Annotated in this window: 15 protein-coding genes; 3 read left to right on the top strand and 12 right to left on the bottom strand. The window is 51.3% G+C overall.

Annotated features, from left to right (window positions below):
• Positions 1 to 346: 346 nt before the first annotated feature.
• From BQ5591_RS02915 to BQ5591_RS02895, 5 genes are all read right to left on the bottom strand, one after another.
• Positions 347 to 829, bottom strand: a complete 483-nt coding sequence (locus BQ5591_RS02915; RefSeq protein ID WP_071148371.1) for a hypothetical protein — start codon at positions 827 to 829, stop codon at positions 347 to 349.
• Entirely contained in the window at positions 819 to 1328 is a 510-nt protein-coding gene (locus BQ5591_RS02910; protein WP_022164154.1) for an RNA polymerase sigma factor, read from the bottom strand. The genes BQ5591_RS02915 and BQ5591_RS02910 overlap by 11 nt, the downstream gene beginning before the upstream one ends.
• A gap of 81 nt (positions 1329 to 1409) precedes the next feature.
• Entirely contained in the window at positions 1410 to 2186 is a 777-nt protein-coding gene (gene argB / locus BQ5591_RS02905; protein ID WP_071148370.1) for an acetylglutamate kinase, read from the bottom strand.
• Positions 2187 to 2283: 97 nt separating this feature from the next.
• A complete protein-coding gene (gene speA / locus BQ5591_RS02900; protein ID WP_071148369.1) occupies positions 2284 to 4176 on the bottom strand; it encodes a biosynthetic arginine decarboxylase in 1893 nt (630 codons plus the stop codon).
• Positions 4177 to 4344: 168 nt separating this feature from the next.
• On the bottom strand, positions 4345 to 4872 hold the full coding sequence (locus BQ5591_RS02895) for a shikimate kinase (protein WP_022164157.1): 528 nt from the start codon (positions 4870 to 4872) through the stop codon (positions 4345 to 4347).
• Positions 4873 to 5064: 192 nt separating this feature from the next.
• Here BQ5591_RS02895 and BQ5591_RS02890 point away from each other — a divergent pair, with 192 nt between their 5' ends.
• Positions 5065 to 5712, top strand: a complete 648-nt coding sequence (locus BQ5591_RS02890; RefSeq protein ID WP_071148580.1) for a ribonuclease H1 domain-containing protein — start codon at positions 5065 to 5067, stop codon at positions 5710 to 5712.
• Between the two features lie 7 nt (positions 5713 to 5719).
• Here the strand turns inward: BQ5591_RS02890 and BQ5591_RS02885 are convergent, their stop codons facing one another.
• The 6 genes from BQ5591_RS02885 to BQ5591_RS02860 all read right to left on the bottom strand — a co-directional run bounded on the left by BQ5591_RS02885 (position 5720) and on the right by BQ5591_RS02860 (position 13646).
• On the bottom strand, positions 5720 to 6379 hold the full coding sequence (locus tag BQ5591_RS02885; protein WP_159434423.1) for a hypothetical protein: 660 nt from the start codon (positions 6377 to 6379) through the stop codon (positions 5720 to 5722).
• Between the two features lie 281 nt (positions 6380 to 6660).
• Positions 6661 to 7110 carry a DUF6078 family protein gene (locus BQ5591_RS02880; protein ID WP_071148367.1) on the bottom strand — a complete coding sequence of 150 codons (450 nt, stop codon included), beginning with the start codon at positions 7108 to 7110 and terminating at the stop codon, positions 6661 to 6663.
• Positions 7111 to 7246: 136 nt separating this feature from the next.
• Positions 7247 to 9088 (bottom strand): ABC transporter ATP-binding protein, encoded by a 1842-nt coding sequence (locus tag BQ5591_RS02875; RefSeq protein ID WP_071148366.1) that lies wholly within the window; start codon positions 9086 to 9088, stop codon positions 7247 to 7249.
• Between the two features lie 113 nt (positions 9089 to 9201).
• Positions 9202 to 10140 carry a glycosyltransferase family 2 protein gene (locus tag BQ5591_RS02870; protein ID WP_071148365.1) on the bottom strand — a complete coding sequence of 313 codons (939 nt, stop codon included), beginning with the start codon at positions 10138 to 10140 and terminating at the stop codon, positions 9202 to 9204.
• 39 nt (positions 10141 to 10179) lie between these two features.
• Complete coding sequence (locus tag BQ5591_RS02865; RefSeq protein ID WP_071148364.1) at positions 10180 to 11505, bottom strand: glycosyltransferase; 1326 nt, start codon at positions 11503 to 11505, stop codon at positions 10180 to 10182.
• A gap of 86 nt (positions 11506 to 11591) precedes the next feature.
• Positions 11592 to 13646 (bottom strand): glycosyltransferase, encoded by a 2055-nt coding sequence (locus BQ5591_RS02860; protein ID WP_159434422.1) that lies wholly within the window; start codon positions 13644 to 13646, stop codon positions 11592 to 11594.
• 541 nt (positions 13647 to 14187) lie between these two features.
• Here BQ5591_RS02860 and BQ5591_RS02855 point away from each other — a divergent pair.
• Positions 14188 to 15144 carry a glycosyltransferase gene (locus BQ5591_RS02855; protein WP_071148362.1) on the top strand — a complete coding sequence of 319 codons (957 nt, stop codon included), beginning with the start codon at positions 14188 to 14190 and terminating at the stop codon, positions 15142 to 15144.
• On the opposite strand, the gene BQ5591_RS02850 is transcribed toward BQ5591_RS02855, so the two are convergent.
• Entirely contained in the window at positions 15121 to 15987 is an 867-nt protein-coding gene (locus BQ5591_RS02850; protein ID WP_071148361.1) for a glycosyltransferase, read from the bottom strand. The genes BQ5591_RS02855 and BQ5591_RS02850 overlap by 24 nt on opposite strands.
• Before the next feature lie 145 nt (positions 15988 to 16132).
• Here BQ5591_RS02850 and BQ5591_RS02845 point away from each other — a divergent pair, with 145 nt between their 5' ends.
• Positions 16133 to 17107, top strand: a complete 975-nt coding sequence (locus BQ5591_RS02845; protein ID WP_235817030.1) for a glycosyltransferase family 2 protein — start codon at positions 16133 to 16135, stop codon at positions 17105 to 17107.
• The last annotated feature ends 69 nt before the right edge of the window (positions 17108 to 17176 follow it).

The following is a 17176-nucleotide window of genomic DNA, read 5'->3' as shown; positions in this document are numbered from 1 at the left end:
CAGACTGAACAAACCTGCACAGAAATATCTCAGACACAATGCGGAGAATCCGACTGGGAACTCCGCGACAGCACAGGCAATCTGTGGCAAATACCCGAATAAGAGCACCCTTCCCAATACAGGCAAAAAGGCTTCCGCGAGGAAGCCTTTGCCGTTTCTGCCCAGTCGGGAAAAATAAAAGGGACGCTGCATCACGCGGCGTCCCATTTATCTTAGTTAGTTTCTATAAGAATTTTGAGAGAATTGAAACTTCACAGCTTCTAAATTTCCGTTTTTAATAAAGCACACTAACTATTTATATATATAAAGCAAATGAAAATGTTATTTTAAAAGCAAATTAAAAACTCTACTTCTTCAGTTCCTGCTTCTCCACCCGCTGCAGACTGTCAAGAATCTGCTGCTCGTGAGTTGCCGGCGTCTCCTCCGAAAGAGCTACCGACGGAGCGGAAATCTGTTTGCCGATGGTGTCGACTGTGGCCATTTCCCCGTTACCGTCATAGAACGAATGCTGCATCACGTTGCCCAGCGAAAGCACTACAGCCACTACGGCGGCAGCCTTGAACAGCGGCATAAAGCGCGACATCAGCGACATACGGCGTGCCTTGACTACCGGTACTTCTACCTGTGCCAGTACGCGCTCGTCGAAATCGTCGCTCAAACGGGCATCGTGCTGAAGCTGCTGGTACACAAACAAGTCTTTGTAACGGAGCAGATGTGCAGGGATGTTGCCCGCTTCGGCGAAGTAGGCACGCAGCTGCGCTTCTTCCTCTAAGGAAGTTTCGCACTTCCAATAGCGCTCCAAGAGTTGTTCTATATGTTCAAAGTCCATAACCATCAATATCTATAAATCTTTGTTTTACCTTCTGCCGCGCCCTGAACAGGTTCACCTTCACTTGTTCTTCGGTCAGGTTCAAGGCTGCTGCTATTTCCTTGTAACTTTTTCCCTCTACATCCCTCAGCAACATGATTTGTCGTTGTTTTTCGGGAAGTTCGCCGATCAGGCGGTGCACCAGTGCCATGCGGTCCTTTGTCACCAGTCTGTCGTAGGGGCTCGATGCGTCGGGAGTCTGCTCCAGTTCCGGTGTCAGTTGCACCGTTTGCGCGTCTTTCTTTTCGCTGCGGTCGATGGCGAGGTTTCTGGCTACTGTCAGGCAATATGCCTCTATCGACCCGAACTGCGTCCACTCGTCGCGCTTGTTCCATACCCGAATCAGCGTTTCCTGTACAACATCCTCAGCCTCGGCCCTGTCGAAAACAATCTGCAGAGCCAGTCGGAAGAGTTTATCTTTCAGCGGAAGAATGTCATTACGAAAACTGATTTCTTGCATCTCTATTTACATTGACGGTTAAGTCGGCCGAAAGTTACAGCCGACCCCTGTTTTTTTCTGAAAAAATATGTTTTTTCCCGATTATCGGATGATACGGGTACCCTCGCCCGGCGTATTAATGGCCGATGCCTGCGTGATGATGACCTGCGACACGCCTGCACGGAGTGCCTCGAAAGCGTTCTCCAGCTTGGGAATCATACCACCCTGCACCACACCGTCGGCCACTAGCTGTTCGAAGTCGGCACGGGTGATTTGGGGAATGACACTGTCGTCATCGTTCTCGTCGCGAAGCACACCGCGCTTCTCAAAGCAGTAGACTAGCGTGACGTCGAACAGCTGTGCCAGAGCCTTGGCTGTCTCGCCGGCAATGGTGTCGGCGTTGGTATTGAGCATGTTGCCGCAACCGTCGTGAGTCAGCGGTGCCATCACCGGCACGACTCCCTTCGCAATGAGGTCGCCCAGCAGGGTTGCATCTACCCGTTCCACATCGCCTACAAAGCCGTAGTCCACATCTTTCACAGGGCGCTTCACCGAACGGATAACGTCCATGTCGGCACCTGTCAGTCCCAGTGCATTGACACCGCATGCCTGCAAGCGGGCTACGATATTCTTGTTCACCAGTCCGCCATAGACCATGGTTACTATCTTCAGTGTTTCGGCATCGGTGATGCGGCGCCCGTTCACCATCTGGCTTTCGATGCCAAGGCGGGCAGCCAGCTTCGTTGCCGAACGTCCGCCGCCGTGCACCAGCACCTTGCGGCCTTCGATGGCGGCAAAGTCGCTCAGCAGTGCCTGGAGGGTGGCTTCCTCTTCTACTATTTTTCCTCCTACTTTGATCAGTGTCAGTTTCTCTTTCATATTCCTTTATATAAATAATTCACCACAAAGGACACAGAAGAACACAGAGAGGGAAAAACTCTGTGAAACGCTGTGTCCTCTGTGGTGAAAAAGTTTTTTATTCCAAATAGGTATATCCGTACAGGCCCGAACGGTAGTTGGCCAGGAATTCCTTGCCTTCTTCGAGCGAGATGCGGCCTTCCTTCATAGACTGTGTCACCCAGGTTTCGAGCTTGCGCACCAGTTTCTTGGGATTGTACTGCACATAGTCCAACACTTCGGCCACTGTTTCACCGTCAATCAGCTGGTCGATGGTGTATCCCTTGGAGTTGACAGAAACGTGTACAGCATTCGTATCGCCGAACAGATTGTGCATGTCGCCCAGAATCTCCTGATAAGCTCCTACCAGGAAGACGGCCAGGTAGTAGTGCTCGTTGTTGCGCAGCGAGTGGAGCGGCAGGGTTGTAGCGTCGGGGCGCGAGCTGACAAAGTTGGCAATCTTTCCGTCCGAGTCGCACGTCATGTCCTGAATGGTAGCTTCGCGGTCGGGTTTCTCGTCCAGACGCTGGATAGGCATGATGGGGAACATCTGGTCGATGGCCCACGAGTCGGGCAATGACTGGAACAGGGAGAAGTTGCAGAAATACTTGTCGGCCAGCAGTTTGCTCAGTTTGCGGAACTCGTCGGGACAGTGCTTCATGCCACTGGCAATGGAGTTGATTTCACGACAGATGCTCCAGTACAGTTTCTCAATCTGGGCACGGGTGTTCAGGTCTACAATGCCGTGGCTGAAGAGGTCGAGTGCTTCCTCGCGTATCTGCTGCGCGTCGTGCCAGGGTTCCAGCATGCTGCGTTGGTTCAGGTTGTCCCAGATGGCGTAGAGTTCTTTCACTAATTCGTGCGCATTCTCGTCGGGTTCCCATTCATCGTCCATCTGCGGCAGGGAGGCTGTTTCGAGCACCTCGAAGATAAGTACCGAATGGTGGGCCGTCAGGCTGCGTCCGGTTTCGGTGATGATGTTCGGATGGGGGAAACCGTGCTTGTCGGCCGCATCGACAAAGGTCGAGACAACGTCGTTCACATATTCCTGAATGGAGTAGTTGACCGAGCTTTCGCTGTTCGAAGAGCGGGTACCGTCGTAGTCCACGCCCATACCGCCGCCGGTGTCAACAAACTCGATGTTGAAGCCCATCTTGTGCAACTGCACGTAGAATTGCGAAGCTTCGCGCAGGGCGTTCTTGATGCGGCGTATCTTGGTGATCTGGCTGCCGATGTGGAAGTGTATCAGCTTCAGGCAGTCCTTCATCTCGCGTTCTTCGAGGAAGTTGAGAGCTTCGAGCAGTTCACTCGAAGTCAGGCCGAACTTGCTGGCGTCGCCGCCACTCTCCTCCCACTTGCCGCTTCCGCTGGAAGCCAGCTTGATGCGGATGCCGATGTTGGGGCGTACCTTCAGCTGTTTGGCCATCTTGGCGATCAGATTCAGTTCATTCAGCTTTTCTACCACTAAATAGATGCGTTTGCCCATCTTCTGTGCCAGCAGGGCCAGTTCGATGAAGCTTTCGTCCTTGTAACCGTTGCACACTACCAGCGAGTCAGGGTCGGTGTTGACTCCGATCACGGCGTGCAGTTCGGGTTTGGAGCCGGCCTCCAGTCCAAGGTTGAACTTTTTTCCGTGATTGATCATTTCCTCGACTACGGGTCGCATCTGGTTGACCTTGATGGGATAGATGATAAAGTTCTCGCCCTTGTAGCCGTATTCCTCGGCTGCCTTCTTGAAGCAGCAGGACACCTTCTCGATGCGGTTGTCCAGAATATCGGGAAAACGTACCAGCATGGGAGCAGTCACGTCGCGCAACTGCAATTCGTCCACCAGTTCTTTCAGATCGACGGCCACACCGTCCTTGCGCGGCGTTACCACCACATGTCCCTTTTCGTTGATACCAAAGTACGAAGTGCCCCAACCGGTGATGTTGTACAGCTCTTCAGAATCTTCAATACGCCATTTTCTCATCGACTTGTTTTCTATTTACAGATTTAAATTAATGAATACACGCGCCCGCATCTGCTTCTTCGCACGGAAGGGAATGCGAGACTGCTACAATCAATTAGGAAGTGCAAAAATAAGCATAAATATGACACCCCCTGCATCTTTTGCCCAGAAATACACATTTACAAGGGATTATAGCCCCAACAGGTTACGCAGTTGTTGCACGGACTCGGCAATCTGTCGCCGGCTTTCCAGCCGCCCGCCGTTGAAACGGTAGCGTGCCTTCGAGTAATAGGGCTCGCGTTCGCCAAGCGCCTTGACAATGAACGAACGCAGTTCGTCGTCGGTCTTGCCCTGCAGGATGGGGCGTTGCTGCGTGGCCACGCGCAGGCGTCGGAACAGGATGTCGGGATGAACGTCGAGCAGCACCGTCTGTCCCTGACGGTTCATGTAGTCCATGTTGTCGAAGAAGCAGGGCGTGCCGCCGCCAGTAGAGATGACGACATCCTCGAACTCGCCTACTTCGTGCAGCATCGAGCGTTCCAGTTCGCGGAACCCATTCTCGCCCCGTTCGCGGAACAGTTCGGAAATGGATTTGTGGAAACGTTCCTCGATGTACCAGTCCAGATCGATGAACGGCACATTCATCTCGCGGGCAAAAGCCTTGCCCAAGGTTGTCTTTCCGGCACCCATATAGCCGGTCAGGAATATACGTATCATGTTATTTTGAGTTTTTGAGTTTTTAAGTTTATAAGTTCTTGAGTTCTTAAGGGGGTTGAGTTTACACGCTGAATTAACTTACAAAGTTACAAACTTATAAACTTAAAAACTCAAGAACTCAAAAACTTAACAAAGGTAAGCAATTCTGCAATGTACAAGAGGGAAAACAAGAAATATTTGTACCTTTGCCGCATGAAAAAGAAACAGAAATACTACGTCGTATGGGCAGGCGTCACACCCGGCATCTACGACAACTGGACAGACTGCCAGCTTCAGACCAACGGATACGAGGGTGCGCGGTTCAAGTCGTTCGACACGATGGAGGAAGCCGAACAGGCTTTCGCATCTTCACCTTACGACTACATCGGGCAAAAAGCCACCGGTACAGAACAGCCACGAAAAGCTGCCGCAGCCACAGGAAAACTGCCGCCGGAGGTGATAGAGAACAGCCTCGCTGTCGACGCTGCCTGTAGCGGCAACCCGGGACAGATGGAGTACCGCGGCGTACACGTGGCCTCGCGCCAGCAGGTGTTCCACTTCGGACCCGTCTACGGCACGAACAACATCGGCGAGTTCCTTGCCCTTGTCCACGGCCTTGCCCTGCTGAAGCAGAAAGGAATAGACATGCCCATCTACAGCGACAGCCGCAACGCCATCGCCTGGGTGCGGCAGAAGCAATGCAAGACCAAGCTGCCCCGCGAGCCCCGTACCGAAGCCCTCTTCCAACTGATAGAGCGTGCCGAGAAATGGCTGCGCGAAAATACGTACTCCACGCCGATACTGAAATGGGAAACCGAGCAGTGGGGCGAGATTCCGGCGGACTTTGGGCGGAAAGGGTAATGCAGTCTTACTTCTTCGTGTGCAGACGCAAAGTCTCACGGTCAAAGACTTCCTGACTGTATGTCCACTTCCTTTTATATCCTAGCGAACGATAAAGCCGTTCGAAATAGACCTCTTTGCGCTTCAGCCCGTCTGCGGTCAGTACGCACATCAGAAACAGGCAGGGGCGTCCGTCCTTAATGGCATACCACTCGGCCGAATAAGCGTATCTGCCACGCACGGCTTCGGACAGGTTTTTCTCGAAAAGCCAGACGGAATCAGCCCCAAATTCCTGGTCGGCATCGGAAGCCGCATACACCGTCAGCCCTTCCCTTGTGCCAGACTCGACGGCCTGCTTTATGTAATCCGGTTCAGTCTTCGCCCCTCCCAACCAGGCAAGGGTCAAAGCCGAGACATCCGGATAAAAGGCCACACATTCCTCGTCGTCAGACAACAGCATATAGTTGTAGAAAGGTGTCACTCCGCCCGCTTTACGCTCCTCAGGTATCCAACAGGCATCCTGTCCCTGCTGCACAACCTCAAATCCGTCTGGAGTCTTAACCACAAATCCTGTAGCGCGCCCGGCAAAACGGGCATATTTGTGAAAATCGGGAAGCAAAGACTGCGCCACTCCCTCAATCGAGACACACAGCAACAAAGCTAAGACAGTAGATATCAACTTATTCATGCGAATAAACTTTAGTAAGAACAGATCCTTCATTATTTCGTTTTTTAAAATTAACCTCCGTAATATACAAATTCTATCTGCTTCTTTCCGTCTCCTCTCCCCTAAGCCTTCCGCCAACACTCCAGTATGTTTTCTCTCTTCTCATAGGCATGAGAACAGTTTTCTCATAGGTATGAGAATGTCGTTCTCATAAGCATGAGAATTCCTTTCTCATAGGTATGAGAAAGAATAAAACCTTAGGCGTTGTCCGGCAAAAAGAGTCGGGGATGGTGCGGCAGTGACTAACGTAAGTCGTAACGCTCGATATATTCATCGAACTGCGGCTCTTCCTTCAGACCAAGCCGGCGGAAAAGTGCGGCAATCTTTTCTTGCTCTTCGGGGAAGACGAAACGCTCGCCGTGGCGTATGCGGTAGAACATATTCCGTCCGAAAAAACCGTAAAGGGTAGCACGAGCCATACGGGCTTCCCGGTAAGGCAGTTTTTCAAACTGTTTCAGCACGGTTTCGATGCCTCGTGCATAGCGCACTTTCCGGATGGGCCGGAAATACATACATCCCGCAACGGCCATCTGCCGGGCGGCAGCAGGCGAAAAGACGCGGATAGAAGTATGAGCCGCCGGAACACCTTCGGCTATGGCGCGGCGCAGGCATTCCTTGGCACGGGGGCAGGCATCGTGCAGACAAAGGGTATAATTCTCGGGGAGCAGGGTGTAATCGAAATCGGTTAACATAGGCGTATGGTTAGTATTAGTTGACGAGTTAACAAGGGAACAAGTTGACAAGGGGACAAGTTGACGAGGAAAGAAGGAAAGGATCAGAAAAAGAGTCCCATTCGTCAACTTGTCCCCTCGTCAACTTGTCATCGTATCAGCTCAGCGACTGCATATCGTTCAGTCGCTTGTAATATCCGTCGAGGGCAATCAGTTCTTCGTGAGTACCACGCTCTACGATTTCGCCTTCGTACAGCACGCAGATCTCGTCGGCATTCTTGATGGTCGACAAACGGTGAGCGATGGCAATCGTCGTACGTGACTTCATCAGGCGCTCCAGAGCCTCCTGCACCAGACGTTCGCTCTCGGTATCGAGGGCTGAAGTAGCCTCATCCAGAATCAGGATAGGCGGATTCTTCAGAATGGCACGGGCAATGCTGATGCGCTGGCGCTGTCCGCCGGAAAGGCGTCCGCCACGGTCGCCGATCATGGTATCATAGCCCTTCTCCGTCTCCATAATGAAGTCGTGAGCGTTAGCTATCTTGGCAGCTTCGATCACCTGCTCCATCGTAGCATTCTCCACACCGAACGTAATATTATTATAGAACGTATCGTTGAAGAGGATGGCCTCCTGGTTCACATTACCAATCAGCGAACGCAAGCTGCGGATAGATACATCCTTCACATTCTTTCCATCGATTATCAGCGCGCCTTCGGCAATGTCGTGATAGCGTGGCACCAGGTCCACCATCGTCGACTTTCCCGAACCGGACTGTCCCACCAGAGCGATTGTCTTGCCCTTGGGCACGGTGAGGTTGATGTGCTTCAGCACCGGACGACCTTCCGTATAGCTGAAGCTGACGTCGCGGAACTCCAACTTATCCTCGAAGTCGGTCAAAGGCAACGGCTGTGCAGGTTCCTTGATAGGATTCTCGGCTTTCAGAATCATATCGATACGGTCCATACTGGCCAGACCCAACGGAATGTTATAGAAAGCCTTGGAGAATTCTTTCAACGGATTGATGATGCTATACAATATCACCATATAGAAGATAAAGGTAGCCGCATCCATCGGTGCATACGTCTGGTTCAGAATCAGCGCACCACCAAACCACAGGACAATAACAATGACACACGTGCCCAGAAACTCGCTCATCGGGTGTGCCGAACTCTGACGGATAACCATCTCGTTCATGGCCGTGCGGAACTCATCGTTCGTCTTGGTGAAACGTGCCGACATCTTTTCTTCGGCAATAAACGCCTTGATAATGCGCAGTCCGCCCAACGTTTCGTCCAGCTGCGACATGATGTCGCCCCACTGTGCCTGCGCGGCCGAAGACTGGCGCTTCAGCTTACGGCTGACTACACCCATAATCCAACCGGCAAAGGGCAGAATGACTATGACGAAGAGCGTCATCTGCCAGCTCACGGTGAACAGGGTAAAGAAGTAAATCAAAAGGGCTATCGGGTTGCGGATAAGCATATCAATCGAACTCGTCAGCGAGTTTTCAACGGCCGTCACATCGGCACTCATACGGGCTATGATGTCGCCCTTGCGCTCCTCGGAGAAGAAACTGAGAGGCAGCTTCAGCACCTTATTATATACTTCGATGCGGATATCGCGCACAATACCCGTACGCAACGGCACCATCACCGCCGATGAAGCGAAGTAACCTGCCGTCTTCAGCAATGTCATAAATATCAGAACGCCTCCCAGCATGACAAGCGTCAGGAAAGCACCGTTCGTCTCTACGAAATGGCTGATCCAGTAATAAGCATTATTCACCAGCACATCCTTATCGAAATGTTCCCAATCCATCGGCTGATATTCGTACACTTTGCCATCTATCTTGAACAGAATATTCAGAATCGGGATAATGGCCATGAACGAGAACACATTAAGCCACTGCGACACGAAGTTCAGGATAACAGCCCATGTCAGATACTTGCGGTAAGGTTTGATGTACCGCTTCATCAAAGAAAAAAATTGTTTCAGCATAATTATCAAGTGAATAACGGGGACAAAGGTAGAGAAAAAATACGACCTCTGCAACAAGAATGAAATATTAGCGAATGCCGGCTATACGCACCACTCGCCAAGGCCTCTTACAGCTACTTCCCCTTACGGCGTAAAGCACGGAAAAGATATTTTGCAAACAAGCCGGAAGCTACAGCCGGAGAAATCTGCCACACCGCACGGCACATGCCCCAGAGGTCTACCACGTCGAAGACACTTCGCAACGAACAAACCAGTATGGTCTTTATATAACTCTTCAATGCACAGTGCAAAACGGCATCGTCCCGGCGGTCGGGATAATATCTGGCAATCCAGTCCACGAACAGAGCGGTAGCCTTCGCCTTCTCCTTGTTGTAAACGATAGAATTGGATATGTTCTCGTTCTCGGCATTCCGCCAGCACACCGGCTGTCCGTACAGCGACACGATGCCACCTGCCAGGTCGGCAAAACGAGCCCATGAGGCATCGTCCGAACACCAAGCCAGCGGAAACTTCACAAAGCCACCTGCCTCAGTATACACATCGCGGCTGAATACATACTCACACGCCGCAGAAGATATTTTTCCGCCAAGCTTGTCCAACAGGAAATGATAACCCGAAATACAGTCCGCATCGAACGGCGGATTGCTACGGAACAAATGGCCTTCGGCATCGACCAGCGACAACGGGAAACGGAAAAAGACACGGGTATCACCATGCACCGCAGCTGCCTGCAAGATGCGCTCTACGCCGTCAGCGGGCATCAGATCGTCGTCGGAGAAAAGCCAGATTAACGGTTCATTACGGCTCAGCGCAATGCAACGCTCCCAATGACCGGGCAAATCGTTCCGCCCCATATTCTCTTCGAAACGATGGTATACGAGGGGAAACTCATTCCGATAGCGTCCGACAATCGCTTCCAGATTCTGCGGGCTGTTATCATCACCGATGTACACCACAAAATCCTTGCAACTTTGCTTCGCGATAGAATCCAACGTAGCCTGCAAGAAACGACTTTTATAAGCCGGTATCACAATTGCCAGTCTGCTGTCCATACCCTTTACTGTTTCATTCACCATTATTCCTTCATTACCTTACGCCTTTCGTTCCAACAGCTTCTCACCCAGAATCTGCTCGTAAATCGCCATCCGGCGCTCCAGCATTTCCTGCGGATTGTACAAAGCACTCAGCTTGTCGGCAGCCTGCTGCACCAGTTTTTCCTGCAGTTTTTCGTCCTCGGCCAGCCGGACTACCGCATCGGCAAAGGCCGAAGCCTCATCGGCTATCAGACATTCCTCACCACTACGGAAGTCAAGCCCTTCGACTCCTTTGGAAGTAGTGACAAACGGCACCCGGGCAAAGACGGCATCCAGTATCTTCATGCGCATTCCGCTTCCCACCCGAATGGGCACTATGGAAATGGCTCCTTTCAGGAAAGTTGTCAGCTCGTCTACAAACCCCATGAACTCCATTTCCGGGCAGACTTCGCAAAGCCTCTTTGCATCTCCGCTGTTCCACTTTCCTACCAGTTGGAATGTGAACTTGAATCCACGCTGACGCAAAAGCGGAGCTATTCCGGTGCAGAACCAGATGACGGCATCCCAATTGGGCATATGGTCTTCGCCGCCTACAAACACCAGACGATTGGTTTGCGCGGGGACAAACGTATCGGCCACATTTCCCGACTTGCGTATCACTGCCGGAGAAGTATAAATGCGCTCTGTCCGTCCCAAAAGCTCGGCCAGCAAGGCACGGTCGGTCTCAGTCAGTACAATCAGATGCTTATAGCTGTCCAGCGCCCCTTTCTCAAAATCTCTTGCCACACCATAAAGCATACGGTCTTCATTGGTCATCTGCTTGAGAAGTTTCATTTCGTTCTGGTTGCGAATGTATCGCAGTTCATGATGCACAAACACGGTCTGTACATCGTCCGGCAGAACGTAAACCAGTGGTAACAGATCATAGAACTGAGCTTCCACTATGTCAAATCCCATGCGTGAAACCTTGGCCACATAGTCGACATACTGGCTGTCGAAGTTCCTGAAAGTAGAATTCATGATGGTGCCTCTTCTACGTACTTCATTACCCTCGACGGCCTGAGTGCCGTGTGCAACCAGCTGCCTCCTCATTTTGCGGGCAACCGATACCTGAATCTTTTTCAGCCATTTGTAATACAGCGGATGCTTAATCGAATAACCCTTTTCTTCGTCCCCGGCTTCGAACAGGAAGAACTCTACATCGGGCCAGATTTTCTTCAGCTCCTTCACCGCCTGCCTTTCTCCGGAAGTGTGCGGATTGAGCAAAATAGACACTGACAAATAGCGGCGCATGTAGTCCACCATATTAAAGAAAGCCTGATTACCTCCGGAGTTCAGAGGATAGGGAGGCCAAGGGTTAATTATAAGAATCTTTTTCATCATCGAACACATTCGTAAACGTTTCACATCCGGAGTATCCCGATAACTGTCCAACCGGAATCCGGTTATATTATTTTAAAACAGCCGACTTAGGCTGTTGGTTCAACATTCTTCCACACTTTATTGTAGACATCTATATACTGCCGGGCAGTGCAGGATATCTCAAATTTCCGTGCAATAGGCGCCACACGTCTTTTCAGCTCGCCATACAAAGACGAATCGGTAGCAAGCCGGACTATAATATCCGTAAGGGTGTCTACCGGCACTTTCCCGTCCTTCAGTTCGAACAGGGCTCCTGCCACTCCGCCGTCCGTATCGGTAATCATGTTCCGGATTTCTCCAACATCGCTGGCTATGATGGGGGCACCACTCATCAGGCTTTCGATAACTACCAGCGGAAAGCTTTCTCCCTTGAAGTATGAGGGAAGCAGTCCGGCATCGGACATGGCGAAATAATTGCGCACATTTCCTTGCCTGCCCATCAGATGTATGAACGGAGGAAGATCCTGCTGCTTCAGCGCCTCATAACACTCGCCGTCTCCTACCAGAAGCAAATGAACCGGCCGTTGTATGGTTGCATTGGCCCGTTTCACAGCCTCTACCGCTTCCATCCAGCCTTTGTACAGGAAGCCGCGGCTCACCAGCGACAGGCAGAAAGCATCTTCCTCAATGCCCAGACTGGCCCGACTATAAGGCGACAAGGGAAGATAGGGCAGACCGTTGCCTATTTTCTTCAGCCGAATCTGCGACTGAACGTGCTTCAGCGGGAGCAGATTCTTATCTGCGATGTAAACAAAGCACGAACATACGGGGAGCACTGCTTTCAGAATCTTGTTCAGTTCCTCTTCCGGCACAGCTTCGTACATTCCGTGAAGGGTGACTACCTGCTTACACGGAAACGAACGGTTGCCGATGGCATTGGCCACCGCACTGTCGATGGTTCCGTGATGGGTATGGATGATGTCGGCACCCAGCATAGTCATCACGTTGCGAAGCTGTAAGACGTGCGGCAAAGCCAGCAAAGGCACATTCCGGTCCAGTTTCTGCCTGATTTCTTTTTCACCACGCTCTCCTCTGAAATCGACAAACGTCACGGCAATGCCCTGTCTCTTCAGCTCATTGGCCAGGTAGATGGGAAAAACCTCTCCTCCTCCCTGCACCATGGCATAAGTACAAATCAGCACATTGGGCTGTCTGTCCGCCATGCTTTCTTTTATCTTGTCCAAAGAATAAGCCTTCTCGACTTCTTCCACAGTGATACATTGCTTTTCAAGGCAATGTTGAATAAGATTTTTCTTTACCACCTCGAAAACTGCCGCATCGACTGCGTAGTTCCGGGCCACGAAACAGGAAATCTGCAACGTTTCCGTATAATAGTCCAGCGTCTTCTGAATCTTCAGCGACGTGCTTCCCGGATGAATTCTGTAATAATTGTTCACCCGATTGGTATAGCTTACAGCTCCGCCTTTAATCAGCCACAGGTAGAACAGCCAGTCGCCGCACAAGGACATCTGCTCCCATTGGGATATAATGTCAGCCGGAATGGTACCTATGTTCCGGAAGACGGCACTGCTGACGTTGGGCACCACATTCTTGATAGCAAAAGCCTTGCTTACGAGCTTGTGGGCCGACATGATGAACGGCGCATTCCAGGCAACCGGCAAATCGGCCAGATACTCTTCCTGAGACCAGATCTGCTTTCCTTCCTGCATGAATACGCTTCGTGCAAACGACAGCATGACCGACTGATGGCGCAAGCCCTGAAGCACTGTTTCCAGAAAATTCCGGTCGCAATAGTCGTCGCTCTCGGCAATCCAGACAAACTCTCCCCTCGCCAGTTCCAGTCCTTTGTTCCACTGATGGAACACTTTGCCCGAATTGTGCTCATTGGCAACCAGGCGAGTATTTTCGGGATACTTCCGCGCATACTCTTTCAACACCTCTACACTTCCGTCGGTCGAACAATCGTCCAACAGGATCACTTCGAAGTGTCTGTACGTCTGATTATAAATGGAGTCCAACCGTTCTTTCAGATAGCGGGCATGATTGTAGTTGGGCACGATGATGCTGACCAAAGGCGGCTTTTTCCAGGTCACCGGTACATCCAGTGCACCAAAGTCATTATCCCTGACATTAGGGAACACTCTTTTTGAAGATAAGAACTTTGTAGAATGAATAAATTTCAAATAATGCGTACGGGTAAAAGCATCTGTTTTTTCACGTTTAAACAGAGTCACTTTAAAGCACTTGCGTTTTTCAACAGAATACAAGCTGCTTCCCGTAATCCTCTTTTCATAAACCAAGGGCAACAGCTTATGCCGAAAAAGTTTTTTCAGTGTCATTTCAGTCATTTCACTTTACAGAAACAATACATTTTACATACAGGTAGGCTAAAACACAGCTTTCTTCGATTCACAGAATCCAACAAAGCTTTATATAAAAAAACAAACTACGCACGAATACTGCATCACGTTGCGTTAAGGTTTGTTATTTGCGACTGCATCACGACGACCGGTCTGTTCGGGCACACACGGGTTTCGAGACACTCTCTCCAATAGTTTATTTTGCAAACATAGTAAAAGTTCTCCTATGCCACAACTTTCGACCGAAAAATCAGTGAAAGACATGGATTTCTGAAGAAGATACGCTAACTTTGCTTCTGAAAACCAGATATCCCGTATAAACATGCCTCCCAAAGTCAGCGTCATCGTGCCCAACTACAATCATGCCCGCTACCTGAAAGCGCGCATCGACTCCATCCTGAACCAGACCTTTCAGGACTTCGAGCTGATTCTGCTGGACGACTGTTCGACCGACAACAGCGCCGAACTGCTGAACAACTGCCGCAACAACCCGCACGTAAGTCACATCGAACTGAACGAACAGAATAGCGGAAGCGCCTTCAGGCAATGGGAGAAAGGTATACAGCTGGCGCAGGGCAAATACATTTGGATAGCCGAGAGCGACGACAAGGCCGAAAACCGCTTTCTGGAACGCGCCGTCGAAGCTTTGGAGAAGCACCCCGAAGCCCAACTGTGTCTTACCGGGTCACATCTGATTGATACCTGCGGCAATCCACTGCACTCGTCCGAATTTGACCAATGGGATGAAGATGGACGGATCTACGAATACTCTTCCTTGCAATACCTGCGGAAAAAACTCCTCAACCAAAACACCGTTTACAATGCAAGCATGGTGCTCTTCCGTCGCAAGAATTGCCTGAAAGATATTACGCCAGCGTACAAAAAGATGCGTTATTGCGGCGACTGGCTGTTCTGGATAGAGCAGGCGCGGAAAGGAAACGTCGTCGAGATACACCAGAAACTAAACTTCTTCAGAAAACATCCCGACAATACGACCAATCAAGGAACCAGAGAAGGGAACTCCATTCCCGAAATGATAAGTATCAGGAAATACTTCTACCAGCATGTACTTCCACCTCAATGCTGCACGGATATCGTGATAGACAAGGCTCTGCTGTACGGGCACATCAAGCACCTGCCCATATCAGCCGAAAGAAGAAAAGAATTGCTATTATCGCTCAAAAAAGAGTTGAATATCAATTGGCTTGATTATCTTATTGGAAAGTGGATCCGGTCGCTACTGAAACACAAGAAGTCAGCGGACGCGCAAATACTTTAGCGTACAGCTAAGGCAATGTTCCAAGTGCTTCCAGCCGAACGGACGGCGCCAGAAAGCGTGCAGCAGATATCGTTTCCGCGAGTAACTGCTTCGTAAGGCATTGTGCAGAAAACGGTAGGACAAGTCTTCCGACGTACGCCGCCGCTCTTCCTCCGTCCAACGGACATCGGCCGTCCGTACGGGCAACAAGGGTTTCCACTTTGTGTCGTGCAGCTGCACCGTTGTCTCGTACCAGCGTCCGTCCAGATTGCCCGATGACAGATGTTCCACGGCAATGCCGCCACATACGTAGTTCGTGTATTTCCGCCCGACAGCCAGCGTAAAGTCCAAGTCATAGCAATGGAAGCCCTTCAGCACATCTTCGTCAAAAGGAAACTCCTCCCACACCTCGCGCCGCACCAACAGGGCAAAGCCGTCAAGTGTCACCACCGGCTCGAACGATAGAACTCCCTCTTGCAGCCTGCCACCTTGCACACAGCGAACACCGTTCTGTATGTACGAGCAACAATCCCATCCGGCATGGTTCTGCCACCAACCCGAATAAACATCCAACTTCACCTTGCTACCCGCAAAGCCTATCACACCACAGTCCGGACTGGCCAATCGTCCGATAAGTGCCCTCCCCCAATCCTGCTGATGAAAAACAACATCTTCATGCACAAAAAGCAGACAACGCCCCGATGCCCGACGCGCCCCTTCGTTGTAGACACGGGCTATCGGCCACCCAAGCTGACGATTGTCCACCGCCACCATTTCATACTCCACGCCAATGGTCTCGTCCACATTCTTGCACAAACGCTGCAAACGTTCCTGCGACACCGAACAAACGATTACTGATATCATATCCGACTTTGCTACATTTGACTTGAAAAACACAGTCCGTACCGTTACTCATTGACAAATGTACAACAAAGAATTGAGAAAAGACATGGATTTCTGAAGAAGATACGCTAACTTTGCTTCTGAAAACCAGATATCCCGTATAAACATGCCTCCCAAAGTCAGCGTCATCGTGCCCAACTACAATCATGCCCGCTACCTGAAAGCGCGCATCGGCTCCATCCTGAACCAAACCTTTCAGGACTTCGAGCTGATTCTGCTGGACGACTGTTCGACCGACAACAGCGCCGAACTGCTGCAATCGTATGCCGGCAATCCGCACATCAGTCACATCGTGCTGAACGACCACAACACCGGCAGCCCCTTCCTGCAATGGCAGAAAGGCATCGGCCTGGCGCAAGGAGAATACGTCTGGATAGCCGAAAGCGACGACACAGCCCAACCCGACTTTCTGGCCACTACCGTAGCGGTGCTCGACCGCCATCCGCAGGCCGCGCTGTGCTACACCGGCTCGCGCCTCATCGACGAAGACGGAAACGACCTGCACCACGACATCAACCAGTGGGGCAGCCGCAAACTAAATCTGCCCGAGAAACATTCCGTCATCGACGGACGACGGTTTGCCGCACGCAACCTGTACTGGCGCAACTACATAGCCAACGCCAGCGCCGTCCTTTCGCGCGCCGACCACCTGCGGCGCATCGACCTGCACGACTGCATCCGCATGCGCTACAGCGGCGACTGGCTCTTCTGGTTTCGCATGACGCTGACGGGCGACGTAGCCGAAGTCTACACCGACTTGAACAACTTCCGCCAACACACGCAGAAGGTGACCGTAAAGGCTGAACAAAACGGAGGTGGGAAAAAGGAAGACATCGACATCGTGGCCCAGATGGAGCAGCAACTCCCCGAAATAGGACGTTGCAAACAGGTCATACGCCACGGTATCCTCTACAACCGCATCGGCAGACTGCCCCTGACGCCCGAAGGCAAGCACGAACTGCATGCCTACCTGAAGTCGAAGCTGAACGCCGGCCCCGCCGAAGGACGTCTGGCACACGTGGCCCAACTGCTGCGACTCGTCTGGCCGTGGGTGCCCGACATGAAGCGGGACAGAGTCTGATTATCAGCCATCTACAGACACGCTAAAAAGTGCCGCGAGCCGTGCAAGTGTTGCTCGTGAGCCGTACAA

Origin of the sequence: Bacteroides ndongoniae, from assembly GCF_900108345.1 — a bacterium.
GTDB classification, from domain to species: Bacteria; Bacteroidota; Bacteroidia; order Bacteroidales; family Bacteroidaceae; genus Bacteroides; species Bacteroides ndongoniae.
The sequence above is the reverse complement of the archived record's forward strand: the minus strand, read 5'-3'. Positions and strand labels throughout refer to the sequence as shown.

Bases quoted from the DNA above. Each gene is read 5' to 3' on its own strand.
- BQ5591_RS02915 (WP_071148371.1), bottom strand. From the start codon at position 829: ATGGACTTTGAACATATAGAACAACTCTTGGAGCGCTATTGGAAGTGC.
- BQ5591_RS02910 (WP_022164154.1), bottom strand. From the start codon at position 1,328: ATGCAAGAAATCAGTTTTCGTAATGACATTCTTCCGCTGAAAGATAAA.
- argB (WP_071148370.1), bottom strand. From the start codon at position 2,186: ATGAAAGAGAAACTGACACTGATCAAAGTAGGAGGAAAAATAGTAGAA.
- speA (WP_071148369.1), bottom strand. From the start codon at position 4,176: ATGAGAAAATGGCGTATTGAAGATTCTGAAGAGCTGTACAACATCACC.
- BQ5591_RS02895 (WP_022164157.1), bottom strand. From the start codon at position 4,872: ATGATACGTATATTCCTGACCGGCTATATGGGTGCCGGAAAGACAACC.
- BQ5591_RS02890 (WP_071148580.1), top strand. From the start codon at position 5,065: ATGAAAAAGAAACAGAAATACTACGTCGTATGGGCAGGCGTCACACCC.
- BQ5591_RS02885 (WP_159434423.1), bottom strand. From the start codon at position 6,379: ATGAATAAGTTGATATCTACTGTCTTAGCTTTGTTGCTGTGTGTCTCG.
- BQ5591_RS02880 (WP_071148367.1), bottom strand. From the start codon at position 7,110: ATGTTAACCGATTTCGATTACACCCTGCTCCCCGAGAATTATACCCTT.
- BQ5591_RS02875 (WP_071148366.1), bottom strand. From the start codon at position 9,088: ATGCTGAAACAATTTTTTTCTTTGATGAAGCGGTACATCAAACCTTAC.
- BQ5591_RS02870 (WP_071148365.1), bottom strand. From the start codon at position 10,140: ATGGACAGCAGACTGGCAATTGTGATACCGGCTTATAAAAGTCGTTTC.
- BQ5591_RS02865 (WP_071148364.1), bottom strand. From the start codon at position 11,505: ATGATGAAAAAGATTCTTATAATTAACCCTTGGCCTCCCTATCCTCTG.
- BQ5591_RS02855 (WP_071148362.1), top strand. From the start codon at position 14,188: ATGCCTCCCAAAGTCAGCGTCATCGTGCCCAACTACAATCATGCCCGC.
- BQ5591_RS02850 (WP_071148361.1), bottom strand. From the start codon at position 15,987: ATGATATCAGTAATCGTTTGTTCGGTGTCGCAGGAACGTTTGCAGCGT.
- BQ5591_RS02845 (WP_235817030.1), top strand. From the start codon at position 16,133: ATGCCTCCCAAAGTCAGCGTCATCGTGCCCAACTACAATCATGCCCGC.